Annotated in this window: 23 protein-coding genes; 10 read left to right on the forward strand and 13 right to left on the reverse strand. The window is 61.3% G+C overall.

The window, feature by feature from the left end:
* The 12 genes from hisD to RC54_RS21420 form a co-directional block, all read right to left on the reverse strand.
* Positions 1–1,317 carry a histidinol dehydrogenase gene (gene hisD, locus RC54_RS21365; protein ID WP_061789916.1) on the reverse strand — a complete coding sequence of 439 codons (1,317 nt, stop codon included), beginning with the start codon at positions 1,315–1,317 and terminating at the stop codon, positions 1–3.
* A 39-nt stretch (positions 1,318–1,356) separates the two neighbouring features.
* Positions 1,357–2,007: an ATP phosphoribosyltransferase gene (gene hisG, locus RC54_RS21370; RefSeq protein ID WP_058896836.1), complete on the reverse strand. Its 651-nt coding sequence runs from the start codon at positions 2,005–2,007 to the stop codon at positions 1,357–1,359.
* A 30-nt stretch (positions 2,008–2,037) separates the two neighbouring features.
* The gene (gene murA / locus RC54_RS21375; RefSeq protein WP_061789917.1) at positions 2,038–3,288 is read right to left on the reverse strand and encodes a UDP-N-acetylglucosamine 1-carboxyvinyltransferase; all 1,251 of its coding nucleotides are present in this window, start codon (positions 3,286–3,288) and stop codon (positions 2,038–2,040) included.
* Positions 3,289–3,297: 9 nt separating this feature from the next.
* Positions 3,298–3,534, reverse strand: coding sequence for a BolA family protein (locus RC54_RS21380; protein WP_017453768.1), 237 nt, complete (start codon positions 3,532–3,534; stop codon positions 3,298–3,300).
* 55 nt (positions 3,535–3,589) lie between these two features.
* Positions 3,590–4,354: an ABC transporter permease gene (locus RC54_RS21385; RefSeq protein WP_058896838.1), complete on the reverse strand. Its 765-nt coding sequence runs from the start codon at positions 4,352–4,354 to the stop codon at positions 3,590–3,592.
* On the reverse strand, positions 4,351–5,262 hold the full coding sequence (locus tag RC54_RS21390) for an ABC transporter ATP-binding protein (RefSeq protein ID WP_061789918.1): 912 nt from the start codon (positions 5,260–5,262) through the stop codon (positions 4,351–4,353). Before RC54_RS21390 ends, RC54_RS21385 begins: the two co-directional genes overlap by 4 nt.
* Positions 5,263–5,579: 317 nt before the next feature.
* Positions 5,580–5,873 carry an STAS domain-containing protein gene (locus tag RC54_RS21395; protein WP_058896840.1) on the reverse strand — a complete coding sequence of 98 codons (294 nt, stop codon included), beginning with the start codon at positions 5,871–5,873 and terminating at the stop codon, positions 5,580–5,582.
* A 33-nt stretch (positions 5,874–5,906) separates the two neighbouring features.
* A complete protein-coding gene (locus RC54_RS21400; RefSeq protein WP_058896841.1) occupies positions 5,907–6,548 on the reverse strand; it encodes an MlaC/ttg2D family ABC transporter substrate-binding protein in 642 nt (213 codons plus the stop codon).
* A 251-nt stretch (positions 6,549–6,799) separates the two neighbouring features.
* A complete protein-coding gene (locus tag RC54_RS21405; RefSeq protein WP_058896842.1) occupies positions 6,800–7,540 on the reverse strand; it encodes an MlaA family lipoprotein in 741 nt (246 codons plus the stop codon).
* Positions 7,541–7,545: 5 nt separating this feature from the next.
* Positions 7,546–8,022 carry an outer membrane lipid asymmetry maintenance protein MlaD gene (gene mlaD, locus RC54_RS21410; protein ID WP_017453762.1) on the reverse strand — a complete coding sequence of 159 codons (477 nt, stop codon included), beginning with the start codon at positions 8,020–8,022 and terminating at the stop codon, positions 7,546–7,548.
* A gap of 63 nt (positions 8,023–8,085) precedes the next feature.
* Entirely contained in the window at positions 8,086–8,865 is a 780-nt protein-coding gene (mlaE, locus tag RC54_RS21415) for a lipid asymmetry maintenance ABC transporter permease subunit MlaE (protein ID WP_061789919.1), read from the reverse strand.
* Complete coding sequence (locus RC54_RS21420; protein WP_026052193.1) at positions 8,862–9,665, reverse strand: ABC transporter ATP-binding protein; 804 nt, start codon at positions 9,663–9,665, stop codon at positions 8,862–8,864. The genes mlaE and RC54_RS21420 overlap by 4 nt, the downstream gene beginning before the upstream one ends.
* A gap of 399 nt (positions 9,666–10,064) precedes the next feature.
* On the opposite strand from RC54_RS21420, the gene ychF reads away from it, so the two are divergent.
* The 3 genes from ychF (at position 10,065) to RC54_RS21435 (ending at position 13,242) form a co-directional block, all read left to right on the forward strand.
* Positions 10,065–11,156, forward strand: a complete 1,092-nt coding sequence (gene ychF, locus RC54_RS21425) for a redox-regulated ATPase YchF (RefSeq protein ID WP_017453759.1) — start codon at positions 10,065–10,067, stop codon at positions 11,154–11,156.
* Between the two features lie 278 nt (positions 11,157–11,434).
* Positions 11,435–12,646 carry an AAA family ATPase gene (locus RC54_RS21430; protein ID WP_061789920.1) on the forward strand — a complete coding sequence of 404 codons (1,212 nt, stop codon included), beginning with the start codon at positions 11,435–11,437 and terminating at the stop codon, positions 12,644–12,646.
* Positions 12,643–13,242: a DUF4276 family protein gene (locus RC54_RS21435; protein WP_082803153.1), complete on the forward strand. Its 600-nt coding sequence runs from the start codon at positions 12,643–12,645 to the stop codon at positions 13,240–13,242. The genes RC54_RS21430 and RC54_RS21435 overlap by 4 nt, the downstream gene beginning before the upstream one ends.
* A 40-nt stretch (positions 13,243–13,282) precedes the next feature.
* On the opposite strand, the gene RC54_RS21440 is transcribed toward RC54_RS21435, so the two are convergent.
* Positions 13,283–14,200 (reverse strand): LysR family transcriptional regulator, encoded by a 918-nt coding sequence (locus RC54_RS21440; protein WP_058896846.1) that lies wholly within the window; start codon positions 14,198–14,200, stop codon positions 13,283–13,285.
* A gap of 130 nt (positions 14,201–14,330) precedes the next feature.
* On the opposite strand from RC54_RS21440, the gene RC54_RS21445 reads away from it, so the two are divergent.
* The 7 genes from RC54_RS21445 to RC54_RS21475 all read left to right on the forward strand — a co-directional run bounded on the left by RC54_RS21445 (position 14,331) and on the right by RC54_RS21475 (position 20,895).
* Positions 14,331–15,089 carry a 5-oxoprolinase subunit PxpA gene (locus RC54_RS21445; RefSeq protein WP_061789921.1) on the forward strand — a complete coding sequence of 253 codons (759 nt, stop codon included), beginning with the start codon at positions 14,331–14,333 and terminating at the stop codon, positions 15,087–15,089.
* A 50-nt stretch (positions 15,090–15,139) separates the two neighbouring features.
* Positions 15,140–15,388, forward strand: a complete 249-nt coding sequence (locus RC54_RS21450) for an acetyl-CoA carboxylase (RefSeq protein ID WP_017453755.1) — start codon at positions 15,140–15,142, stop codon at positions 15,386–15,388.
* A gap of 10 nt (positions 15,389–15,398) precedes the next feature.
* Positions 15,399–16,787: an acetyl-CoA carboxylase biotin carboxylase subunit gene (locus RC54_RS21455; RefSeq protein ID WP_061789922.1), complete on the forward strand. Its 1,389-nt coding sequence runs from the start codon at positions 15,399–15,401 to the stop codon at positions 16,785–16,787.
* A gap of 1 nt (position 16,788) precedes the next feature.
* Positions 16,789–17,688: a 5-oxoprolinase subunit B family protein gene (locus RC54_RS21460; protein WP_061789923.1), complete on the forward strand. Its 900-nt coding sequence runs from the start codon at positions 16,789–16,791 to the stop codon at positions 17,686–17,688.
* A complete protein-coding gene (locus tag RC54_RS21465) occupies positions 17,678–18,658 on the forward strand; it encodes a 5-oxoprolinase subunit C family protein (protein ID WP_061789924.1) in 981 nt (326 codons plus the stop codon). Before RC54_RS21460 ends, RC54_RS21465 begins: the two co-directional genes overlap by 11 nt.
* A 122-nt stretch (positions 18,659–18,780) precedes the next feature.
* On the forward strand, positions 18,781–20,112 hold the full coding sequence (locus tag RC54_RS21470; protein ID WP_061789925.1) for a purine-cytosine permease family protein: 1,332 nt from the start codon (positions 18,781–18,783) through the stop codon (positions 20,110–20,112).
* A gap of 213 nt (positions 20,113–20,325) precedes the next feature.
* The gene (locus RC54_RS21475) at positions 20,326–20,895 is read left to right on the forward strand and encodes a PAAR domain-containing protein (RefSeq protein ID WP_058896852.1); all 570 of its coding nucleotides are present in this window, start codon (positions 20,326–20,328) and stop codon (positions 20,893–20,895) included.
* Positions 20,896–20,910 lie beyond the last annotated feature (15 nt).

Consider the following 20,910-nt stretch of genomic DNA (forward strand, 5'->3'; position numbering starts at 1 on the left):
TCACTTCTTGAGCCGCAATTCGGCCGAGCGGGCGTGCGCCTGCAAGCCTTCGCCATAGGCCAGTTCGGCGGCAATCTTGCCCAGCGTCTGGGCGCCCTGTTCCGACACGCGGATCACGCTGGAACGCTTCTGGAAGTCATACACACCCAGCGGTGAGGAGAAGCGCGCCGTGCGAGAAGTCGGCAGCACGTGATTGGGACCGGCGCAATAATCGCCCAACGATTCGGACGAGAAACGCCCCAGGAACATGGCACCGGCATGACGGATCTGGTCAGCCCACTGCTGCGGTTCCTGTGCGGAAATTTCCAGGTGCTCGGCGGCGATCATGTTGGCGATCTCGCAGGCTTGTTCCATATCGCGCACCTTGACCAGCGCGCCACGGTCGGTCAGCGAGGTGCGGATCACGTCCTTGCGCGGCATGTCCTCCAGCAGGCGGTTGATCGAGGCTTCCACCTGGGCGATGTAGTCCGCGTCCGGGCACAGCAGGATGGATTGCGCCAGTTCATCGTGCTCGGCTTGCGAGAACAGGTCCATGGCGATCCAGTCGGGATCGGTGGCGCCATCGCAGATCACCAGGATCTCGGAGGGACCGGCGATCATGTCGATGCCGACCACGCCGAAGACGCGCCGCTTGGCTGCGGCCACATAGGCGTTGCCGGGGCCGACGATCTTGTCCACCTGCGGGATGGTCGCGGTGCCATAGGCCAGTGCGCCCACGGCTTGCGCACCACCGATGGTGAAGACGCGATCCACACCAGCGATGGCGGCAGCGGCCAGCACCAGTTCATTCTTCACGCCGTCCGGTGTCGGCACCACCATGATGACTTCCTGCACACCGGCCACCTTGGCCGGGATCGCATTCATCAGTACCGACGACGGATAAGCCGCCTTGCCGCCCGGCACGTAGATGCCCACGCGATCCAGCGGCGTGACCTTCTGGCCCAGTTCGGTGCCATCGGCTTCGCGATAGAGAAAACCATCGGAGCCGCATTCCTTCTTCTGGCGCTCATGATAGGCGCGCACGCGGTCAGCAGCGGTCTGCAACGCATGGCGGCGTGCCTCGGGCAGTCCGGCCAGCGCGGCTTGCAGCGCCTCCTTGCCGATCTCCAGGCCGGCCACGGAAGCAGCCTGCAGGCGGTCGAAGCGCTGGGTGTATTCCAGCACGGCGGCGTCACCGCGCGCCTTCACATCGGCCAGGATGGTCGCCGCAGCGCGATCGATGGCTTCGTCCTCGCTGGCTTCGAAGGCCAGCACGGCCGACAGCTTGTCACGGAAGCCGGCTTCGGCGGAATCGAGTTTTCGGATGGCAATGCTCATGGTCTCACCTGCTCTGCGAAGATATCTGGGGTCGTGGAATTACTTGGCCTTGGATGCCTTCTCGAAGGCATCGAGAATCGGCTGCAAGCGCTCGCGCTTCAATTTCAGCGCGGCCTGGTTCACCACCAGGCGTGAAGAAATGTCGATGATGTGCTCGACTTCCACCAGCTTGTTGGCACGCAACGTGCCACCGGTGCTGACCAGGTCGACGATGGCGTCCGACAGGCCCACCAGCGGGCCCAGTTCCATCGAGCCATACAACTTGATCAGGTCGACGTGCACGCCCTTGGAGGCGAAGTGCTCGCGCGCGGTGTTGACGTACTTGGTCACCACGCGCAGGCGCGCACCCTGGCGCACCGCGTTGGCGTAGTCGAATCCTTCCTGCACCGCCACCGACAGGCGGCACTTGGCGATGTTCAGGTCGATGGGCTGGTACAGGCCTTCACCGCCATGTTCCATCAGCACATCCTTGCCGGCCACGCCGAAATCGGCGGCACCGTATTGCACATAGGTCGGCACGTCCGAAGCGCGCACGATGATCACGCGCACGTTGGGATCATTGGTGGGCAGGATCAGCTTGCGCGAGGATTCTGGATCCTCGGCCACGGTGATGCCGGCGGCTTGGAGCAGCGGCAGGGTCTCTTCGAAAATGCGGCCCTTGGAGAGCGCCAGCGTCAGTTGTTGGGTCATGATGGTGTGCTTTTCTGGAATCCGGAAAACTTACTTGATGCGTTCGATATCGGCACCGATGGCCGAGAGCTTGGCTTCCATGCGGTCGTAGCCACGGTCAAGGTGGTAGATGCGCTCCACCACCGTCTCGCCTTGCGCGGCCAAGCCGGCGATGACCAGCGAAGCCGAAGCGCGCAGGTCGGTCGCCATCACGGGTGCACCGAGGAATTTTTCCACGCCGGTGACGATGGCGGTATTGCCTTCCACATCAATGGCCGCGCCCAGGCGATTCAATTCCTGCACGTGCATGAAGCGGTTCTCGAAGATGGTCTCGGTGACGTGGCTGGTGCCTTCGGCCAGACAGTTCAAGGCCATGAACTGCGCCTGCATATCGGTGGGGAAGCCCGGATATTCAGTGGTACGGAAGCTCACCGCCTTGGGACGACGCGCCATCTGGATGCGGATCCAGTCCTCACCCGAAGTGAGGATGGCGCCGGCTTCGCGCAGCTTGTCCAGCGCGGCATCGAGCAAGCCGGCGCGGGTGCGGTGCAGGGTCACGTCGCCCCCGGTGGCCGCCACCGCGCACAGGAAGGTGCCGGTCTCGATACGGTCGGCGATGACTTCATGTTCGGCGCCGTGCAGCTTGTCCACGCCCTGGATCACCAGGCGGTCGGTGCCGATGCCTTCGATCTTCGCGCCCATCTTTACCAGCAGGTTGGCCAGGTCGCCCACTTCCGGCTCGCGTGCGGCATTTTCCAGCACGGTTTCGCCTTCGGCCAAGGCAGCGGCCATCAGCAGGTTTTCGGTACCGGTGACGGTGATCATATCGGTGACGATGCGCGCGCCCTTCAAGCGCTTGGCCCTGGCATGGATGTAACCGGCCTCGATATGAATTTCTGCGCCCATCGCCTGCAGTCCCTTGATGTGCTGGTCCACCGGACGTGAACCAATGGCACAACCACCCGGCAACGATACCTTGGCCTGGCCGAAGCGCGCCAGCAAGGGGCCCAGCACCAGGATCGAGGCGCGCATGGTCTTGACCAGCTCATAGGGCGCTTCCGGGCGGGTGATGTCGTTGCCGTTCAGGACCAGCTGCTCGCCGTTCTCGCGCACGCGCAGGCCCATCTGGCTCATCAGCTTGGTAATGGTGACCACGTCCTGCAGGTGCGGCACATTGGAGAGCACCAGGTCGCCATCGGTGAGCAGGCCTGCGCACAGGATGGGCAGGGCGGCGTTCTTGGCACCAGAAATGGTGAGGTCACCGGAGAGGCGCTGGCCGCCACGGATCAGGAGCTTGTCCATCGTATTGCCTTATTTCTGGAATTCTTCGGGGGTCAGGGTCTTCATCGACAGCGCGTGGATTTCCTCGCGCATCCGGTCGCCCAGCGCGGCATAGACCAATTGGTGGCGCTGGATCAGGCGCTTGCCGGCGAAGGCCTCGGCAACGATGACGGCGGTGAAGTGCTGGCCGTCGCCTTCCACTTCCAGGTGCTGGCAATCGAGGCCGGCGGCGATATAGCTTTTGACGAGTTCGGGTGTGGGTAGCATGTTGAGGCTCTTCACGGGAATAGGGGGAGATGGCGGGGCAGGTGGTCCCGGGGATTCAATGGGAACCTGCGCGCAGCTTGTAGCCGCTCTTGAGCATATGGACGGCCAGGGTAGAGAGCGCCAAGAAGAACACGACGACGATACCGAGGCTGGTCATGGGAGCAATGTCGGACTGGCCGAAGAAGCCGTAGCGAAAGCCATCGATCATATAAAAAAACGGGTTGAAATGCGATACCGCCTGCCAGAACGGAGGCAGCGAGTGTATCGAATAGAACACGCCGGCCAGGAAGGTCAGCGGGACGATCAGGAAATTCTGAAACGCCGCCAACTGGTCGAATTTCTCGGCCCAGATGCCGGCGATCAAGCCCAAGCTGCCCAGGATGCCCGCGCCCAAGAGCGCGAAGACCAGAATCCACAGCGGCGCCACGAAATCGATGTGGCCGAACCAGACGGTCACCACGAACACCCCCGCGCCTACCACCAGCCCGCGCACCACGGCCGCCAGCACATAGCCGCCGAACATTTCCCAGTGCGACAGCGGCGTCAACAGCACGAACACCAGGTTGCCGGTGATCTTGGACTGGATCAGCGAAGAAGAGCTATTGGCGAAGGCATTCTGCAACACGCTCATCATCACCAGTCCCGGCACCAGGAAGCCAGTGTAGTTCACGCCCGGATAGACCTGCACGCGATCCTGCAGCACGTGGCCGAAGATCAGCAGGTACAGCAGCGCCGTGACCACCGGGGCAGTGATGGTCTGGGTAGCGACCTTCCAGAAACGCAGGATTTCCTTGTAGAACAAGGTACGGAAACCGATCATTTTTCATCTCCCATGATCTGGATGAAGACATCTTCCAGGTCAGCCTGCTGCAATTGCAGGTCGTCGATCTCCACGCCCGAGGTCCGCAGCGTGGCCAGGATCGGTTCGAATTCCTTGTAGTCCGTCACGCGCAGCGTGAATTTATTGCCCGCCAACAGCTCTTCAGGACGCATGACCAGCGCCTTCAAGCCATCGGGCAGGCTACCGCGCTTCAAGCGCAACACCATCTGCGAACCGGAGATGCGGCGGATCAGCCCTTCGGTAGAGTCCAGCGCCACCACCTTGCCGAACTTCAACATGGCGATGCGATTGCACAGGGCCTGGGCTTCTTCCAGGTAGTGCGTGGTCAACACGATGGTATGGCCCTCGCGATTCAGGCGCCCGATGAAGTGCCACAGGGTCTGGCGCAATTCCACGTCGACCCCGGCAGTGGGCTCATCCAGCACGATCACGGGCGGCTTGTGCACCAGCGCCTGGGCCACCAGCACGCGCCGCTTCATGCCACCGGAGAGCGCGCGCATGTTGGTATCAGCCTTGTTGGTGAGGTCCAGGTTTTCCATGACCTCATCGATCCACTTGTCGTTGTTGCTCAGGCCAAAGTAGCCGGACTGCATCCGCAAGGTCTCGCGCACCGTGAAGAAGGGATCGAACACCAGTTCCTGCGGCACCACACCCAGCTTCATGCGGGCGGCACGGTAGTCGCTGACCACGTCGTGGCCATGGAGGGTGACCGAGCCGGAATCAGCCCGGTTCAGGCCGGCGATGATGGAAATGAGCGTGGTCTTGCCAGCGCCGTTGGGGCCGAGCAAGCCGAAGAATTCACCTTCTTCGACCGCCAGCGACACGCCGCCCAGGGCCTGCAGCGACTGGTAACGCTTCTTGATGTCAGTGATTTGGAGAGCGGCCATGGCCTCGCCCGTTCAATACGTTACTTGCAAGAAAGAAATGAGGAGCAGCCCATCCCATACGGAATTGGCTGCACGCCTCGCCCTGGCCGCGCCATCGCTCTCCGTGGGAAGAGGCCTGTGCGACGCGACCATATTGTCGTTATGCCATTAACAATGGCGTAGTATTTCGGTTTTGCCCGGCAGGTGAGACGCCGTGTCCAAGGGAAGGGAATCCGCTGTACCAGTCGCCAATGCGCCTGCAAAAACCTTCGATTATAGGGGAATTCGATTTTCCGGGCCGCCGCAGAGCGTCAGGGGGCCGCAAGGGGGGGGACGGATCAGTGATGTCGATCGGTGGCGGAGGTGGGTGCAGCCGCGCCTTGCAGCAGGGCGGTCACGCCGTAGAGGTCGGCCAGGCTTTGCAGGTTGGCCGGCAGGATGCCGAAGTCCAGTGCGGCGCCACGACCGGCTGCGGCGCGACGCCAGGCCAGCAGCGTGGCCACGGCCGAAGAGTCGACCACGCTCACGCCGCTGACATCGATGCTGGCCTGACCCGCGGCGATGGCCGAGAGGCCCTCGCGCAGGACAGCGCTGGCATTGGTGAAGGTCAGCGAGGTGCCGGGCTTGAACATGGTGCGCTCTTTCGGATCAGGGATCGGTACAGATTACTTCTTGCCGTTGCCGCGCGAGGCCAACTGCTGGTTCTTGTCGGTCAGCGCTTTGATCAGGCCGTCGATGCCGCCCTTGTTGATCTCGCTGGCGAAGGTGCCGCGATAGGCTTCCACCAGCCAGGCGCCCAGCACGTTGACGTCATACAGCTTCCAGCCATCGCCCTTCTTTTCCAGGCGATAGCTCAACTGGATGGGCTCGCCGCCGCGATCGGAGATCACCTGCGAATTGACTTCCACTTCGGTGTCGCCGGGCGCTGCGCGCAGCGGCTTGAAGACGATCTTCTGGTCACGCACCTGCGACAGTGCCCCCGAATAGGTGAACACCAGCAGGCTGCGGAACTGGGTGATCAGCTGCTTTTGCTGGTCCGGCGTCGCCTGGCGCCAGTAGCGGCCGGCCGCCAGCTGGGTCATGCGTTCGAAGTCCACGTAGGGCAGGATCTTCTGTTCCACCAGTTGCATGATGCGGGAGTTGTCGCCGGCCTGGATGTCCTTGTCGTTCTTGGCGGTATCCAGCACTTCCGAGCTGATGCGCTTGACCAGTGCGTCCGGGGCTTCCTGGGCTGCGGCCACGCCGGAGAAGGACAGCGCGGGAATCGCAAAGGCCGCGATGGCGAAAAGTTTGGTGAGCATCTTCATAAGTTGTTTTCCATTCGAGTCAGCAGAAGAAGCCAGTCACCTCCCCCGCACGACTGTGCCCCCCTGCGAGGCAACAGCTTGCGGCAGCAGGCCGGCAACTCCTTCGAAACCCGCCCGAGAGCGGGGTTCCCGTGCCGTCACAGATCGGCACGGATGTTACAGATTGAGCGATTGATCTGGATTTCAAGACCACGGCAAGCGGCTGCGCCACGTGGCCTTGTAACACTCAGTACATCCTGCGCATCCAACCCTTAGGGCTTGATGGTTTCTTCCTTCTGTTCACCGCCACTGGAGGAGGCGCCATTGATCTGGCTCTGGCGACGTTGCAGGTAGGCATCGCGCACGAAGTCGTACTTGTCCAGCGCGGCATCTTCCAGCAGGGTCGAGGCATCCAGCAACTGGGCACGGCGGTCAACGATGCGCACCACCGCACCGACGTTGCGCCAGCGCGCCGGACGCTTGTAGGTCCACAGGTCACCGTACAGGTCCACCGGCATCCCGGCGGTATCACGCACGGTGGAGGGTCCAAAGAACGGCAGCACCACGTAAGGACCGGAGCCTACGCCCCACTTGCCCAAGGTCTGGCCGAAATCGGACTTCTCACGCGGCAGGCGCGCTTCGGTTGCCACGTCCAGCACGCCACCCAGACCGAAGGTGGTGTTGATGGCCACGCGCATGAAGGTCGAGACACCCTGCTCGATACGCCCCTGCAGCAGTTGGTTGATGGACGACCAGACATCGCCGATGTTGCCAAAGAAATTACCCACGCCATGCTGGACCGGCGTCGGCACCACGGTGTCATAGGCTTGTGCGGCCGGCTTCAAGGCCACCTTGTCGACCGTGTCGTTGAAGCTGAACATGGTGCGGTTGAAGCCTTCCAGCGGATCGTTGGGATTATTGCTGGTGCTGGCACAGCCGCTCAGGGCAGCGGCAGCCAAGGCGAAGGCGCCCAGGCGGCCCGCGTAGGCGGTGTTGATGGCTTTTTTATTCATTTGATTCATTTGGAATCATCCTTTCCCTCTGCCGCCTTGCTGTACAGGAATTGACCGATCAGGTTTTCCAGCACGATGGCGGATTGTGTCATCTTAATCGTATCGCCTGCGGCCAGATTGGCCGTGTCGCCCCCCGGCTCGATGCCGATGTATTGTTCGCCCAACAGGCCCGAGGTCAGGATCTTGGCCGAGCTGTCCTTGGGGAATTTGTAGCTCTCATCCATGTTCAACGTGACCACGGCGCGGAAGGTCTGGTCATCGAAACGGATCGAATCCACTCGACCCACCACCACGCCGGCACTCTTGACGGCCGCACGCGACTTCAGGCCGCCGATGTTGTCGAAGTTTGCCTTGAGGGCATAGGTCTTCTGGCCGAAGGACATGGAGCTCATGTTGCCGACCTTCAGTGCCAGGAAAGCCAGTGCCGCCACACCCAGCAGCACGAAGATTCCAACCCAGGCATCCAGTGATTTACGTTGCATAGTCAACCCTTTTATTCACATCGTTGCACCCTGCACGGGCGCTTTATCCATTGCTTGCGGTACTTAGCTGAACATTAATGCAGTCAGCAGGAAATCCAGCCCCAGCACCGTCAGCGAAGCGATCACCACCGTGCGGGTGGTGGCGCGGGCCACGCCCTCGGGCGTGGGTTGCGCTTCATAGCCCTGGAACAGGGCCACGAAGGTGACGGCCACGCCGAAGACGACGCTCTTCAACACGCCGTTGGCGACGTCATTCCAGACATCCACCCCGCCCTGCATCTGCGACCAGAACGCCCCGTCATCGACACCGATCAAGAGCACGCCCACCACGTAACCGCCCATGACACCCACGGCACTGAAGATTGCCGCCAGCACCGGCATGGAAATCACGCCCGCCCAGAAACGGGGCGCCACCACGCGTTGCAGCGGGTTCACAGCCATCATTTCCATCGCCGACAATTGCTCGCCGGCCTTCATCAGGCCGATTTCCGCGGTCAGCGAAGTACCGGCACGGCCGGCAAAGAGCAGTGCGGTCACCACCGGCCCCAGTTCACGGGTCAGCGACAAGGCCACCAGCAAGCCCAGCGCCTGCTCGGAACCATATTTATTGAGCGTGTAATAACCCTGCAAACCCAGCACGAAGCCCACGAACAGGCCCGACACCGTAATGATCACCAGCGAATAGTTACCGATGAAATGGATCTGGTCGGTAATCAGACGCGGCCGGCGCAGTAAGCCCAGTGAAGCACCCAGCATGTTGATGAACATGCGCGCGGCAAAACCCACGCCGACGACGAACTCACGCACGCTGCGGCCCAGGGCACTGACAGCATTGACGATCATGCGCCACCTCCCAGACCCAGATCCTCGGCCAACGACTTGCCGGGATAGTGGAAAGGCACCGGGCCATCGGCCTGGGCATGGACAAATTGCTTCACATAGGGGTCGGTCGATTCACGCATTTCTTGCGGCGTACCCTGTGCCACGATCTTGCCGGCCGACAGGAAATACACATAGTCGGCAATGGCAAAGGATTCATTGACGTCGTGCGAGACCAGGATGGACGTCGAACCCAGGGCATCATTGAGACGCCGGATCAGGTTGGCGGTCACGCCCATGGAAATCGGATCGAGACCGGCAAACGGTTCGTCATACATGATCAGCGCCGGATCCAGGGCGATGGCCCGCGCCAACGCCACGCGCCGTGCCATGCCGCCGGAAATCTCGGCCGGCTTCAAGGCGGCCGCATTGCGCAGGCCCACGGCGTTCAACTTCATGAGCACCAGGTCGCGGATCAGCGTGTCATCCAGATCGGTATGTTCGCGCAGCGGAAAGGCTACGTTGTCGAACACCGTCATATCGGTAAAGAGCGCCCCGTTCTGGAACAACATGCCCATCTTGCGACGCAGCAGATACAGTTGCTTGGTCGCCAGCGACGGCACGTTTTCGCCATCCACTTCCACCCTGCCCTGCTGCGGCTGCAACTGCCCGCCGATCAGACGCAGGATGGTGGTCTTGCCCGACCCGGAACCGCCCATGACCGCCACCACCTTGCCGCGCGGGAAGTCCATATGCAGACCGGTCAGAATAGGCCGGTCGCCATAACGGAAATGCAGATCGCGGATTTCAACGATATTAGGCAAAGGGATTCTTTGTGTGCTTTGGAAAACCGACATTGTAGAGCAAATTTTACAAATCGCTTTCAAGAAGGCAATACACCGTGTAAATGGCCAACGCGGAAAAGCCCCGTTCTTAACAAGTTACCTACAACTTCACGACAGATGACAACTCTTGCCATCAACCAACTTGTTGACGGCTGGGTCAGTAAAATATTGCATCCCACCGTAAATTCCCATTACGTGGTATGTATGCAACGAAATAGTGCAATTTCGACAATGTGCGAGACGTGACGTATCGTTCATATAGTAGCAATGATGGCGCAATGCCACAGCCTGCACCGAAGGCCGATGCTGCAACGCAAAGCTGTGGGTTGGGGCGCGCGGCTTGCTACAATGACGGTTTTGCTTTCGGAAGAATCTGTCATGAGCCTCAAATGCGGCATCGTGGGTCTGCCCAACGTCGGTAAGTCCACTCTTTTCAACGCGCTGACCAAGGCTGGCATCGCCGCCGAGAACTACCCGTTCTGCACCATCGAGCCCAATGTCGGCATCGTCGAAGTGCCCGATCCGCGCTTGAAGGCGCTGGCCGAAATCGTCAAGCCCGAGCGCATCCTGCCGGCCGCAGTCGAATTCGTCGACATCGCCGGCCTGGTGGCGGGCGCCTCCAAGGGTGAAGGCCTGGGCAACCAATTCCTCTCGCACATCCGCGAGACCGACGCCATCGTCAACGTGGTGCGCTGCTTCGAAGACCCCAACGTGATCCACGTCGCCGGCCGCGTAAGCCCGCTGGACGACATCGCCGTGATCCAGACCGAACTGGCCCTGGCCGACATGGGCACGGTCGAGAAAGCCATCCACCGCGAACAGAAGAAGGCCCGCTCCGGCGACAAGGATGCCGCCAAGCTGGTGGCCCTGCTGGAACGCATCATGCCGGCGCTGGACGAAGCCAAGCCGGTACGCGCCCTGGGCCTGGATGCCGAAGAAATGCTGCTGATCAAGCCGCTGTGCCTGATCACCGCCAAGCCGGCCATGTACGTGGCCAACGTGTCCGATAGCGGCTTCACCAACAACCCGCTGCTGGACCAGTTGACCGCCTATGCTCAGGAACAGAACGCCCCCATCGTGGCCATCTGCGCGGCCATCGAAGCCGAGATCGCCGACCTGGACGACGCCGACAAGGCTGACTTCCTGGCCGACATGGGCATGGAAGAACCCGGCCTGGACCGCCTGATCCGCGCCGCCTTCAAGCTCTTGGGCCTGCAAACCTACTTCACCGCAGGCGTCAAGGAAGTGCGCGCCTGGACGATTCCGGTCGGCGCCACCGGCCCGCAGGCGGCTGGCGTGATCCACACCGACTTCGAACGCGGCTTCATCCGTGCGCAGACCATTGCCTTTGAAGACTTCATCGCCTTCAAGGGTGAGGCCGGGGCCAAGGAAGCGGGCAAGATGCGCGCGGAAGGCAAGGAGTATGTGGTCAAGGATGGGGATGTGATGAATTTCTTGTTCAATGTCTAAAACTGATCATACGAAATTTGTCTAGTAGGAATTCCGCGCCCCCGCGCCCGTGCGCGGAATTGCTTACCTGGCTGCGATTATTAAGGTGATCTAGCACAGGCAATTCTTGAGCAGTTCTTCAATTTCCGATCTTCGCGCTCCCATCAATGCGCTGCAGCATTCAAGGACGGCTACGCCAGAATACCGATCGCAGACTATCTCAAGATGCCAGCTTTTCGTATTACGCCATCTCCACTGAAGTCATGAAGGCTTACCAAGTCTGAGGAAAAGAGAAAAGCATGACACAGGCCCCTTTCATTGACCGCGTGGCTCTCCGAAACTATAAGAGCATCGGCTATTGTGATGTGCGTTTAAACCCGCTGACTTATCTCGTCGGACATAATGGCGCGGGCAAAAGCAATTTCATGGATGCGCTCCATTTCGTGCGCGATGCGCTTTTCAACTCACTGGACAGTGCGCTCAATGAACGAGGCGGTATAAATGAGGTACGGCGCCGCAGTGGTGGCCATCCTACCCATTTTGCGATCCGGATTGAATTCGTTTTGCTTGGTGGTCAACGAGGGCACTATGGCTTCGTCATCGGTGCATTGAAAAACGGAGCCTACGAAGTCCAAAAAGAAGAGTGCGTTGTATCCGGTATTGGCAAAGGGCCTTTCTTTCGCATACAAAAAGGAAAGTTGCGTGATAGCAGCGAGCCCACTTTTCCGTCAGTCACAGCAGACAGGTTGGCATTAGTTGCGGCATCCGGCCTGACAGCTTTCCGCCCTGTATTCGATGCGCTAACAGCGATGGGTTTCTACAACCTAAATCCAAAGCTGATGCGTGAATTACAGAAACCGCAGGACGGTCGTCTGCTGCGGCCAGCCGGAGAAAATATCGTTAGCGTAATTGGACATCTGGAAAAGGTCGCACCTGACCAGATCACGCTGATTCAGGAATATCTTCACTCAGTGGCACCCATGGTTCATGGCGTCGAGCGAGAGTCCATCGGTCCGATGGAAACACTTGAGTTTCGCCAGGAAATGGCTGGCTCCAAACATCCGTGGCGCTTCCTTGCACAAAATATGTCCGACGGCACACTACGCGCATTGGGTGTGCTTACGGCATTACTACAAAGCAACGTAGATTATTCCCCAACTTTAATCGGCATCGAAGAACCTGAAACAGCGTTACATCCAGCAGCAAGTGGTGCGTTACGCGAGGCACTAGTACGTGCCTCAAAAAACACACAAGTGCTGGTGACAAGCCATAGCCCGGATCTGCTTGACGATAGGAACATCGACGCCGACGCTGTACTGGCAGTGGTATCTGAAGCAGGAGAGACGAAAGTTGCACCGCTTGACGATGCCTCGCGACAAGTGATGCGGGACCATCTCTTCTCGGCTGGTGAACTGCTGCGCATGAATCAACTTGCACCGGACCGAGCCAGCATTGAACATCAAGATAAAGGCAGCGCTGGAGACCTTTTCAGCGAGATCGACTCGTTATGATTTCTGTAGCCAGCATTGTCGAAGGGGATGGTGAAGTGGCCGCTTTACCAGTGCTTTTGAGGCGCCTAAATGAATGGCGCCCTGGTACAGACTATGCGCGAATACTGCCGCCCATTCGAGTGCATAGAGACCGCTTCCTCAATCGTGACGACGAATTCCGAAAACAACTGCTACTAGCTGCCGCCAAGTGCGGCGATGGAGGTTGGATTTTAGTGGTCTTGGATGCTGATGACGACTGCCCAGCAAACCTGTCGCAGCAGGTATATCTACGCGCCATGAAACATGTACCCCATCGGCGCGTGTCGGTGGTGTTAGCCAATCGCGAATACGAGGCCTGGTTCATTGCGTCGGCTCGGTCACTTGACGGACAACGAGGATTCCGTTGTCCAGATGAAAAATGCATCGATGCCGAAACACCCAGAGATGCCAAAGGCTGGCTACGTCGAAATATGGAAAGTGGCACCTACAGCGAAGTGCTTGATCAACCAGCATTCACGGCGCACTTCGATCTGCAACAAGCTTTCGACAATAGTCGTTCGTTCCGCAAACTATGCAAAGAGTGGCAAGTCAACATCGCAGATCAACATCCAGGCTGAAGCATCGTACCTATGTAACTACGTTTGTGGCTTACAGATTTCACCTCCTTCCACTACTCAACTGCGGCGTCAAAAACGACTGCCTGAAATACTCCCGCACCGCCTCCATCGCCGGCGTAAACTTCACCCCCTTGCGCCAGGCCAGCCCCACATTCATGGCCGGCACATGATCCATCAGCAGCACCGTCTCAATCCGCAACCCCTCCAGCGACCAGGGCCGATACACCAGGTCCGACAGGATCGCCACCCCTGACCCATTGGCCACCATGCTGCGCACCGCCTCGATGGAACTGGTGCGCATGAGGATGTTGGGCTTGCGTCCGCTCTGGTTCCAGTAGCGCAATGCCGTCTTGTCGGCCTCATCCACCGTCAGCAGGATGAAGGGTTCATTGACCACCTCGGAAAGATTCACCACCGAGCGCTCGCCCAGCCGATGGCGCGCTGGTAGCCATAGCCGCCGCACCGAACCGAACAAGGTCTCATAGGCAATGTCACGATGGCGCAGGTTGGATGTGAGCACCACCGCCATATCGATATCGCCCTCCACCAGGCTCTGCTCGATCTCGGCGCGCTCCTTTTCGTGGACATGCAGCTTGATGCCCGGATAGGACTGCGACAAGCGCTGCAAATGGTGCGGCAAAAAATATCCCAGCACCGTATAACTGGCCGCCACCCGCAAGCTGCCGCTGGCGGTGTTGTCGGGCAGCGGACTCTTCATCGCGTCGTCTACGCTGCGCAGAATCGAATACGCGTGATTGAGAAAATGCCGGCCGCTATCGGTCAGGATCATCCCCTGCGGCGAGCGGATGAACAGCGGTGCGCCCAGCAGCGCCTCCAGCTCCTGGATGGCGCTGGTGACCGAGGATTGCGAAATATGCAGATGGATCGCGGCCTGCGAAATCTGTCCCACTTCCGCTGTGGCAACGAAATAGCGGATCTGCCGGAGGGTAATGGCCATGTTGTGACGCCCTTCATAAGCTATCGGATTTTTCGATATCAAGCCCTCTGATAATACATCTATCCAATACCAGCCTCGATTTCTATACTCATTTTCACGCGCTGATTCCGGCAGCGCAGGAGAGCACGAGATGAGAAAAATCGATCTGAATTCGGACATGGGCGAAGGCTTCGGTCCCTGGACCATCGGCGATGGCGTCGATGAAGCCATCATGCCCCTGATCAGTTCAGCCAATATCGCCACGGGTTTTCATGCGGGCGATCCCAACATCATGCGGCGCACGGTGGAACAGGCTCGGCGCCACGGCGTGGCCATCGGTGCGCATCCGGGTTTCCGGGATCTGGTCGGCTTCGGTCGCCGCCATCTCAATGCCCCCGCCACCGAACTGGTCAACGACATGCTCTACCAGTTGGGCGCGCTGCGCGAGTTCGCCCGCCTCAACGGCATGAACCTGCAACACATCAAGCCCCATGGTGCGCTCTACATGCACCTGGCCCGCGACGAAGAGGCGGCGCGGGTGTTCGTGCAGACCCTGCGCCAGCTGGACTCGAACTTGCTTCTGTTCTGCATGAACGGCTCGGCCATCTGGCGCGTGGCGCAGGAACTGGGGCAGGCGGTGGTCTGCGAGTTCTATGCCGATCGCGATTACGACCACAGCGGCTCGATCGTCTTCACCCGCCGCGTGGGCGCACTCGACCCCGACCAGGTGGCCGCCAAGGTATTGCGGGCCTGCCGCGAGGGCGTGGTGCGCACCGTCGACGGGCAGGATATTCCGATCCGCTTCGACTCGGTCTGCATCCACAGCGACACCCCCGGGGCGCTGGCCCTGGTCCAGGCCACGCGCGCCAGCCTGGAGGCGGCCGATATCGCAGTGGCCGCACCGCGCTAAGTCAGTACATCGTCACGCATCATCACGCATCATCACAAAGGAGAAAAGTCATGGCAGTCCACGAAGTGCACTCACCTTTGCCCGGCACCTTCTATCGCCGGTCCAGCCCGGAGGCGCCGCCCTATGCCGAGATCGGCGATGAGGTCCAGGCCGGTGCGGTCATTGGCCTGATCGAAGTGATGAAACAATTTACGGAATTGCAGGCCGAGCAAGGCGGCAAGCTGATCGGCTTCCATATCGAGAACGGCGATCCGGTCGAACCGGGCCAACTGGTCGCCTCCATCGACAGTGCCGCCTGAGGAGCAGGTGATGAATTCTTCCATCCACAAGCTGCTGGTGGCCAATCGCGGCGAGATCGCGGTGCGCATCATCCGCGCCGCGCAAGCGCTGGGCATCCCGACGGTGGCCGCCTGCAGCGAGGCCGATCAGGATTCCCTGGCCGCGCGCATGGCCGATGAAGTCCAGATCATCGGCCCGGCCCGCGCCGACCGCAGCTATCTGAATGGCGAGGCGCTGCTGCACGCCGCGAAGGCCAGCGGCGCCAATGCCATCCATCCGGGTTATGGTTTCCTGTCCGAGAATGCGGACTTTGCCGAGGCGGTGACGGCGGCCGGCTTGATCTTCGTGGGGCCGCAAGCCGAGACCATCCGCCGCATGGGCGACAAGGCCGAGGCGCGGCGCACCGCTGCCGCAGCGGGGGTGCCGGTGGTGCCGGGCTCGCCGGGGGAACTGGAGGATCTACCATCGGCCCTGGCTTGCGCCGAACAGATCGGCTATCCCCTGCTGATCAAGGCCTCGGCCGGGGGCGGTGGGCGCGGCATCCGCATCGCCCACGATGCGGCCGAGCTGGCACGTGAATTTCCGGTGGCGCAAGGCGAAGCCAAGGCCGCCTTCGGGTCCGGTGCGGTCTACCTGGAGCGCTTCATCGGCCAGGCGCGTCATATCGAAGTGCAGATCCTGGGTGATGGCCAGCGCGCCGTGCACCTGTTCGAGCGCGAATGCTCGCTGCAACGTCGCCGCCAGAAGGTCTTCGAGGAAGCCCCTTCGCCGGCGCTGACTCCGGCCCAGCGCAGCGCCCTGTGCGACAGCGCGGTGCGCTTGGCCGAGGGCTTGCGCTATCGCGGTGCGGGTACGCTGGAATACCTGTTCGATGCCCACAGCGGCGAGTTCTTCTTCATCGAGATGAATACCCGCATCCAGGTCGAACATCCGGTCACCGAGATGATCACCGGCATCGACCTGGTGCAAGCCATGTTGCGCATTGCCGGCGGCGAGCCGCTGCCATGGCAGCAATCCGAGATCCAGATGGAAGGCGCGGCGCTGGAGATGCGCATCAATGCCGAAGACCCGGCACGCAACTTCTTCCCCTGCCCTGGCACCGTGGCCGAACTGCGCTGGCCGCAAGGTCCAGGCATCCGTGTGGAAAGCCACCTGTACCCCGGTTACCGCGTGCCGCCCTATTACGATTCGCTGCTGGCCAAGCTGGTGGTGCACGGCGCCGACCGCGTGCAAGCCATCGCCCGCGCCCAGGCCGCGCTGGCCGCCACGCAGTTGACCGGCATGGCGACCACGCTGCCGCTGCACCAGTGGCTGCTGGCCGATGAACGCGTGCGCCACGCCCGCTTCGATACCGGTGCGCTGGAAAGCTGGCTGGCCGAACGCGCCGCCCAGCGTAGCGCGCAACTAGAGGAGGCATGAGATGTCCACCCGCTTAGCTACCGCAAACCCCGCCATCCGTTACAGCATCGCCGGCGATGAACACCTCTTTGCCGAGGTGTCGGAGGCGATGTCGCTGGAGGCCTTCTTCCGCGCCATGGCCATCACTCGCGCCGTCGAGCAGTTGGCGCTGCCGGGCGTGCTGGATGTCTGCCTGGCCAATGCCTCGTTCCAGATCCGCTTCAACCCCGACCTGATCCATCCGCTGGAGCTGCTGGAACAGGTCAAGGCACTCGAAGCCAGCACCACCGCCGAGCGTCGCATCCAGACCCGCATCATCGAAATCCCGGTGCTCTACGATGATCCCTGGACCAATGAAACCCAGGCGCGTTTTCGGGACCGTCACCAGGACCCGAGCTCGACCGACCTGCAATACGCGGCGCGCATCAATGGTCATGCCGATGTCGCCGCCTTCATCGCAGCCCACAGCGGCAGCCCCTGGTTCGTCTCCATGGTGGGCTTCGTGGCCGGCTTGCCCTTCATGTTCCAGATGGTGGAGCAACACCAGCAATTGCAGGTGCCCAAGTACCTGCGTCCGCGCACCGACACGCCCAAGCTGACGCTGGGTCACGGCGGCTGCTTCGGCTGCATCTACTCGGTGCGCGGGGCCGGTGGTTACCAGATGTTCGGGGTCACGCCCGCACCCATCTATGACCCGCAACAGGCCCTGCCCTACCTGCAGGAATCGATGGTGTTCTTCCGCGCCGGCGACATCGTGCAATTCAAACCGATCACCCGCACCGACTACGATGCCGCCATCGCGGCGGTAGAAGCGGGGCGCTTCGACTTGCGCATCCGCCCCGCCAGCTTCGACCTCGACGCCTTCCAGGCCGACCCCAAGGCCTGCATCCAAGCCCTCAAGGAGGCCCTCCATGACGATTAAGGTCAAACAGCCCGGCCTGGCCACCTCGGTGCAGGATGGCGGGCGCGAAGGTTATTACCACCTCGGCATTCCGCCCTCGGGCGCACTGGACCAATATGCCCTGCGCGCCGCCAACCTGCTGGTGGGCAATGCCGCCACCACCTCGGCACTGGAATGCACGCTCCTGGGCCCGCAACTGCAGTTCCAGCGCGACGCCCTGGTCGCGGTCACCGGCGCCCGGATGCAGCCGCGCGTGGATGGACTGGAACAGCCGCTGGATACCGCCTTCAAGGTGCGCAGCGGGCAGGTGTTGAGCTTCGATTACCCCAAGTCCGGTGCGCGCAGCTATATCGCCATCGGCGGCGGCATCGATGTGCCGGTGGTGCTGGAAAGCCGCTCCACTTATGGCCTGGGGGCATTGGGTGGATGGCAGGGACGCAAGCTGGCCAAGGACGATGAAATCCCGCTGGGCCGTCCCAGCGCGCAGGCACTGGAAGGTCGCGCCCTGCCCTTGTCGCTGGTGCCGGTGTATGCGCGCCAGACGACGCTGCGCGTGGTGCCCGGCCTGTATATACATCGCCTCACCGATGACGCCGTGGAGCGCTTCTTCGCCGACACCTGGACCGTCGGTTCCGAAGCCGACCGCATCGGCTACCGCTTCAAGGGCGGCCAGCCCATGCAATTCAGGCCGCGCGAGCAACCCTTCGGCGCCGGCTCGGATCCCTCCAACATCGTCGATGCCTGCTATCCCATCGGCTCGATCCAGATCCCGGGCGGCCTGGAACCCATCGTGCTGCTGCGCGATGCGGTCTCCGGCGGCGGCTACGCCACCATCGGCACCGTCATCAGCGCCGACCTCGACCTGATCGGACAACTGCAACCCAATCACCAGGCGCAGTTCGAACGCGTCACGCTGGAACAGGCGCTGGAGGCCCGACGCCATTACCAGCAGCGCTTGCAGCGCCTGGGCAGTCTGTTGCACCACCTCTAGGCGTATCCCGCTCTCCCCCCAACACCAGGCCCACCCGCCTGGTGGGGGGAGCGGCTTGCCTGCAGCTTGCTTTCCTCTCAGCCTCATCGTTACCACTCTTTCATCTCTCCTGGAGAACTGATATGGCCGGCTTATCACAAACGCAGAACAAGGAAATCGACCTCTCCACCCAAAGCATTCCCGCCAGCGCCCGCATGGGCAAGCTCTCGCTGACGATGGCCTGGTGGGCCGTCTGCAGCGCGATCTTCTACATCGTGGTGGGGGCTTCGCTGGCGCTCACCTATGGCGCGCGCAATGCCTTGATCGGCATGGTGCTGTCAGTCATCAGCTACGGGCTCATCAATGCCTGCATCAGCCGCTACGCCATGCGCACCGGGCTGTCGGTGGCGCTGTTCTCGCGCGTCCTGTTCGGCCGGCTGGGCGCTTCGCTGGCCACGCTGATCTTCTTTTCCACGGCGATCTATTACGCTGTATTCGAGGGCTCAGTGATCGCCGTGGCCCTGCATCATCTGTATCCCTCGCTGCTCTATCCGGTGGCCGCGCTCATCGTGGTGCTCTATAGCGTGCCGCTGGTGTTTGGCAGCGTGCAGCACTGGCTGGACAAGTTCAACGGCGTGCTGCTGCCGTTCTACCTGCTGGGGCTATTGATGGCGCTGGTGCTGGCGGTGAGCCAGTATGGCTATCAGCCGCAGTGGCTCGACTTCGGCCCGGCGGTGCCGCCTGCCGATGGCTGGTGGAGCTGCTTCACCTATTACATGGGGGTGTGGGTGCTGATGATGTTCACCTTCGACTATGCCCGCTTCGGCAAGCCCGAAGATGCGACCTACCATGGCCGCTTCAATTTCGGGATGCCCTTCTACCTGGTCACCATTCTGCTCAATGGCGCCGCCGGCATCTACCTGGCCAGCAGCATCCCGCAGGAGGGCGCGCTCTCGGAAGTGTCGGTGGTGATGGCGATCCTGAAGCTGATGGGCGTCTGGGGCCTGCTCTTCGTATGGGTTACGCAGACCCGCATCAACACGGCCAACTACTACCTGGCCACGGTGAACATGCAAGCCTTCTTCGGCAACCTGCTGGGGCTGCGCGCCTCACGGCTGGTATGGGCGGTGGTGGTGGGCGCGGTGGTGTATGGGCTGATGCTGGCTGACGTGTTTTCTTACCTGCTCAAGGCGCTGGCCTACCAGGGCGTGTTCGTGGTGGCCTGGGTGGGCGTGGCGCTGGCGCATATCCTCACTGCCAGCGACCACGGCGTGGTGGCCGATGGCGCGCCGGGCATCAACCGCGTGGGGCTGGGGGCGTGGTTCTGCGGCGTATTGCTGGGCTTCGTGCTGATGGAGATGGCGGGCTTCTGGCAGTCGCTGTCGGCGCCGTTGACCTTTGTGGTGTCGATGGGGGTGTATGCCTTGTTGCAGCAGCGGGGGCGCGCGGGCAAGACCTGGCAGACGGCAGATTGATTTCATTCCAACGCAACACGAGGGCACCCATGGGTGCCCTTTTTTGATGGCTCAACGACCTGCAGTCGGTCACCGTGCGACACCGGCCACCAAAGATTTTCGAGGATCGCCAAGCGTTAGCGCCGATTGACCTGATTTGCCCGTAGAGGCAACTTATCCCGCCAAAAAGAGATTGATAGTCTCGACCGCTTTGACAGCGATCAGGAGCTAGGCATGGCAATCATCGGTTTCATCGTGATGGGCGACCGCACGTCACACGGCGGGGTAGTGATGTCGGGCGATCCGACCTGGACAGTGGACGGCCAGCCCATCGCCCGCATCGGCGACAAGGTGATCTGTCCGCGCTGCAAACGCGTGGCGACCATCAACAGCAGCCGCTTTCCGACAATCATGGATCACGGCCAGCCGGTGGTCTATGACCAGGACGTCACCGACTGCGGCGCAATCCTCTACTCACGGCACAACAATCACGCTGGCTGGGGCTCGCCAGACGAAGACAGCATCACGAACGAGCCGCCGGAACAGACCGCGCCGCGCCAAGCACCGCGCTTTCAGGAGCACTTTGTCCTGAGCAACAACACCACCGGCGAATTGCTCGCAGGCGTTCCCTACCTGATCAAGACAGGCGATGGCCGGACGGTGGAAGGCGAGACCGATGCCCAAGGCCGCACCGCTGTGGTCTGGACTGATTCACCCCTGCCTCTGCAAGTGATCGCGCGTCCCAAACCGATGGGCGGTGATGATCCCTACCATGTGCCGGATCGGCGTTGCGAGGATCTCTGATGGGAGAAGGTATCT

Origin of the sequence: Herbaspirillum rubrisubalbicans (assembly GCF_003719195.1) — a bacterium.
In the GTDB taxonomy this organism is placed as follows: Bacteria; Pseudomonadota; Gammaproteobacteria; order Burkholderiales; family Burkholderiaceae_D; genus Herbaspirillum; species Herbaspirillum rubrisubalbicans.